Annotated in this window: 7 protein-coding genes; 4 read left to right on the top strand and 3 right to left on the bottom strand. The window is 47.1% G+C overall.

The annotated features are described in order from the left end of the window. The 4 genes from tadA to QUA45_RS27725 form a co-directional block, all read left to right on the top strand. Window positions 1–459: tRNA adenosine(34) deaminase TadA (gene tadA, locus QUA45_RS27740; protein ID WP_445305354.1), on the top strand; the 459-nt coding region annotated here is incomplete at its 5' end. A gap of 283 nt (window positions 460–742) precedes the next feature. After that, window positions 743–1471: a lysophospholipid acyltransferase family protein gene (locus QUA45_RS27735; protein ID WP_333095749.1), complete on the top strand. Its 729-nt coding sequence runs from the start codon at window positions 743–745 to the stop codon at window positions 1469–1471. Continuing rightward, complete coding sequence (locus tag QUA45_RS27730) at window positions 1461–1592, top strand: hypothetical protein (protein ID WP_333095750.1); 132 nt, start codon at window positions 1461–1463, stop codon at window positions 1590–1592. The genes QUA45_RS27735 and QUA45_RS27730 overlap by 11 nt, the downstream gene beginning before the upstream one ends. A gap of 86 nt (window positions 1593–1678) precedes the next feature. Continuing rightward, the gene (locus QUA45_RS27725) at window positions 1679–2047 is read left to right on the top strand and encodes a hypothetical protein (RefSeq protein ID WP_445305353.1); all 369 of its coding nucleotides are present in this window, start codon (window positions 1679–1681) and stop codon (window positions 2045–2047) included. A gap of 181 nt (window positions 2048–2228) precedes the next feature. Here the strand turns inward: QUA45_RS27725 and QUA45_RS27720 are convergent, their stop codons facing one another. The 3 genes from QUA45_RS27720 to QUA45_RS27710 all read right to left on the bottom strand — a co-directional run. Continuing rightward, entirely contained in the window at window positions 2229–2993 is a 765-nt protein-coding gene (locus QUA45_RS27720; RefSeq protein WP_333048723.1) for an ABC transporter ATP-binding protein, read from the bottom strand. Between the two features lie 236 nt (window positions 2994–3229). After that, window positions 3230–3352, bottom strand: coding sequence for a hypothetical protein (locus QUA45_RS27715; protein ID WP_333223064.1), 123 nt, complete (start codon window positions 3350–3352; stop codon window positions 3230–3232). A gap of 27 nt (window positions 3353–3379) precedes the next feature. Beyond that, on the bottom strand, window positions 3380–4041 hold a 662-nt coding region (locus QUA45_RS27710; RefSeq protein ID WP_333223063.1), incomplete at its 5' end, for a HEAT repeat domain-containing protein.

The following is a 4041-nucleotide window of genomic DNA, read 5'->3' as shown; positions in this document are numbered from 1 at the left end:
TATTTTATTCACAAACGCTGGATGACTAGGGCTGTGGAGTTGGCACAAGCAGCCGGTGATGCCGGTGAAGTACCCGTTGGTGCTGCCATTGTTGACGGTACTGGCAAATTGATTGCCGAAGCGCAAAATCGGCGAGAGCGAGACTGCGATCCGACTGCTCACGCTGAAATCTTGGCTTTGCGGGCGGCCGGCCAAGTTTTGCAAGACTGGCATCTCAACCAATGCACGCTCTACGTAACGCTGGAACCTTGCCCGATGTGCGCTGGTGCGATCGTCCAAGCTCGGATTGGTTTGCTGGTATACGGAGCAGATGACCCGAAAACTGGCACAATTCGGACTGCTGCTAATATTCCCGATAGCGCGCATTCGTGTCACCGCTTAGAGGTGCTTGGCGGTATTATGGAGTCTGTTTGCCGCGATCAGTTGCTTTCTTGGTTTGAAGCGCGCCGGAAAAATTAACAGGTAAAATTTTTTACTTTCTTCGGGGCGATGTTTAATCGAAATTGATCCTTTAACTGAAATAATAGATCCGTAATTGCCCGATCGAGCTTTCCAGGCGGCCGAGTACTTTGTATTAGTGCTGTCCGGTTGGCTGAGGTTTTATCTGTTAGAGATTATCTCTTGCGGGCGCGATCGCTCGATCGGCACAAGGCCAATAGCAAAAGTGTCCCGATCTAAAAACTAAAGATTTAGCCAACACCTTACTTTAGACTTTAGATCTCGATCAAGCAGCTTAATTGCTATGCCCCACACCGCCACGATCGCCGTTGAGTCCAGTAAATCATCTCTAGTGAAGCCAATGCCTGCCAAGGTAGCATCTAATACCTCTCGCGTTTCTCCTTGGTTAACCTCCTTGCTCTATCCGCTAGGTCACTATGTTGTCCTACCGTTTCATTTTGGCAAGATTGAGATAACCGGACAGGAGCACTTGCCGAAAGACGGGCCTGTCATCTTAGCCCCTACGCACCGTTCCCGGTGGGATGCCCTGATGATGCCCTATTCAACCGGACAGAAGGTGACTGGACGCGATTTGCGGTTTATGGTAACTGCTGATGAGGTCAAAGGACTGCAAGGTTGGTTCATCAGACATTTGGGGGGGTTTGCTGTCGATCTCAAGCATCCGGCAATTGGCAGTCTCCGTTATGGGGTGGAACTGCTCCTTGACAAGGAAATGTTGGTGATTTTTCCCGAAGGCGGTATTTTTCAGGATGGCGAAGTTCATCCGATTAAGCCGGGATTGGCGCGTTTGGCAATTCAAGCAGAGTTGAGCAAACCGGGTTTGGGGGTTAAAATTGTACCGATGAGTATCCGCTATCGCCCGCGCATTCCTCAATGGGGTTCTCAGGTAAAAATTGCGATCGGTGCTCCGATTTCCGTGGCGGATTATGCCCATGGTGGCGGTGGTAAAAAAGAAGCACGATTGTTGACAGCCGATCTTGAAATGGCTCTTAAAAAGCTTGATGAAAGTTGAGAAGAAGGAAGTTCGGCAACTGATTCGCTCGACGGATGTCTGGAAGAAGGAAGTTCGGCAACTGATTCGCTCGACGGATGCAACGGATGTCAGGAAGAAGGAAGAAGGAATTATGATATAATTTTTTCTGGTGCTGTCGAGAGATGCAGCACTTATTTCGCTGCTTTGTTATGTCTGTATTAAGTGTGAGCATTAATGGATTGTGCTTTGAACTTTAAGCCTGGTCAAATTGTCAGTTTAGAATGTGGAGATGCGTGCCTGCATTCCGAGGTAATCCAAGTGGTTGAGGCACGTCAAGTTTGTTGGGTGCGCCCTTTGATGTTAGTTGTATCGGCGTCGGGGAAGGATTTATCGGCGCAATGGTCGGAAGAATACACTTTATCCGATTTGCGAGATGGTGCTGATTTGCTGTGGCCGCGGAGTTTGTTTCGGGCGGCGCTGGATACCGAGGTAATTTCGCTGTTGAGTCAGTTGCAGTCTCTGGACTCTGAGAAAAAGGATGGTGCGATCGCATCTCGGCAACTTAGAGATTTTGTCGATCGAGTTTGGGAAGCTTTTCCCAGTGCTTTTCATTAAGCAGATATCTGGCGTTTTGTCTATTAGTCCGCCAGGGGTTGAAAACCCCTGTCTAATAGCTAAAGCCCTCTTGGATAGAAGTAATACTCTCTTGATTCTTCAGTCCGCGTAGGCGGACTTCGTTTGTCTAGAAGCGATTTCAATTGCCCCATTTTCTTTCCGCTTTTCGCGGACTATTATACTAAAATACAGCGTGTGAAAGCTCTTCGGGGTTGAGATTATTGTGAATAACTTGACCGTCGCGGAACCAGACAACGCGGCGAGTTTGGCGCGCTACTTCCGGTTCGTGCGTTACCATAACAACAGTCATGCCGCTTTCGTTGAATTCGGTAAAAATATCCATTACTTCTTGAGTAGTTTTTGTATCCAATGCACCTGTAGGTTCGTCAGCCAGCAACAACACGGGACGGTTGACAATAGCCCTGGCAATGGCTACGCGCTGCTGCTGTCCTCCTGATAGTTGATTCGGTCTGTTTTGCAGCCGACTTTCCAGGCCTACTTTCGTTAAAGCATCAACTCCCCGTTCGCGTCTTTCTGCTGCGGGAATGCCGGCATAAACCATCGGTAACATGACATTTTCTAAGGCTGTCAATTGAGGCAACAGGTGAAATTGTTGGAATACAAACCCTAATTTTAAATTGCGAATTCCGGCTAATTCTTCTTCCGGCATTTGGGCGACATCTACGCCGTCTAAGTAGTAACTGCCGCTCGTAGGTCGATCGAGACAGCCGATAATATTCATAGCTGTAGATTTGCCGGAACCCGATGCGCCCATAATCGAGCAATATTCTCCTTGTCTTACGGTCAAGCTGACGCCGTTTAAGGCGCGAACTTCCAGGTCGCCAATCCCGTAAACTTTTGTTACCTCTTCCAGACCGACAACAACGGGCTTTGAGAGGACTTGGGGGTCGAGGTCTTGGTATGTATCGGTTTGTAGTTCAGGCATTTTTTTTCTGTGCGATCAACACAACTAACTACTAACTTAACACTTCTTATCGGTTTTGGCGGCGGTCGTGGCGATCGTTTGGACGCTAATTGACGAGATATAAAAAAACTAAATCTTTAACGACGTGTTTGTGAGCTCTTTGATGAGAGTCATTTGATGTTCTAGCACTAGATAGTTATCTAATTTGCTTTTTCCAGCGCGGGTCAAGCCTTGATTATTGTGGGCATAAACTAGGTCTAGGATATGCTTTTTTGCTTCCTCCGAGAGTGGAAAGTTGATAATGCTGTGGGGAGTGTGGCTACCGCCAAAAAATCAACTATTTCTGCATAAGCTTTGGAGATATGAGTCGCTACAGTCATATTTTATTTCTGCTTTTTGTGTTTCTATCACAGATTCCCTAATTCTGTCAACTTTTTCTGGGCAAACTGCCGGACTTCTTCATCTGGATCGTTGGCAAATCGATCGCGAAGTATTTCTAAGGTTTTGGGGCGATCGGGGTATTGCTTGAGCATGATTTTAAGTGCAGTTTGTCTGTAATTCTTTGGGAAGATTAACTGGCTTTTAAAACGATGAGTGATAGCAAAATCGCACAACAATTCAAATATCCCTGGTTCATCTTTCCAACCACGTGCTAATTCTTGAAGGGCTGAATAGCGCACATCCCAATTATCATCAGATTGAGCCAGTTGTTTGAGGATAGCTAAGGTGTCTGGGTCATCTTTCCACCCCCGTGCTAATTCTTGGACTGCTAAATATCGCAGATCCCCATCATCATCAGATTGAGCCAGTTGTTTGAGGATAGCTAAGGTGTCTGGGTCATCTTTCCAAGCGCGTGCTAATTCTTGGGCTGCTAAATATCGCCCAGCCCAATTATCATCAAATTGAGCCACTTGTTTGAGGATAGGTAAGGTTTCCGGGTCATCTTTCCACCCCCGTGCTAATTCTTGGACTGCGGAATATCGCCCACCCCTATTATCATCAGATTGAGCCAGTTGTTTGAGGATAGCTAAGGTGTCTGGGTCATCTTTCCACCCCCGTGCTAATTCTT

Origin of the sequence: Microcoleus sp. Pol12A5 (assembly GCF_036701435.1) — a bacterium.
Classification (GTDB): domain Bacteria; phylum Cyanobacteriota; class Cyanobacteriia; order Cyanobacteriales; family Microcoleaceae; genus Microcoleus.
The sequence above is the reverse complement of the archived record's forward strand: the minus strand, read 5'-3'. Positions and strand labels throughout refer to the sequence as shown.

What these genes read in the sequence shown, in the direction of transcription:
- QUA45_RS27735 (WP_333095749.1), top strand. Translation starts at nt 743, where the DNA reads ATGCCCCACACCGCCACGATCGCCGTTGAGTCCAGTAAATCATCTCTA.
- QUA45_RS27730 (WP_333095750.1), top strand. Translation starts at nt 1,461, where the DNA reads ATGAAAGTTGAGAAGAAGGAAGTTCGGCAACTGATTCGCTCGACGGAT.
- QUA45_RS27720 (WP_333048723.1), bottom strand. Translation starts at nt 2,993, where the DNA reads ATGCCTGAACTACAAACCGATACATACCAAGACCTCGACCCCCAAGTC.
- QUA45_RS27715 (WP_333223064.1), bottom strand. Translation starts at nt 3,352, where the DNA reads ATGACTGTAGCGACTCATATCTCCAAAGCTTATGCAGAAATAGTTGAT.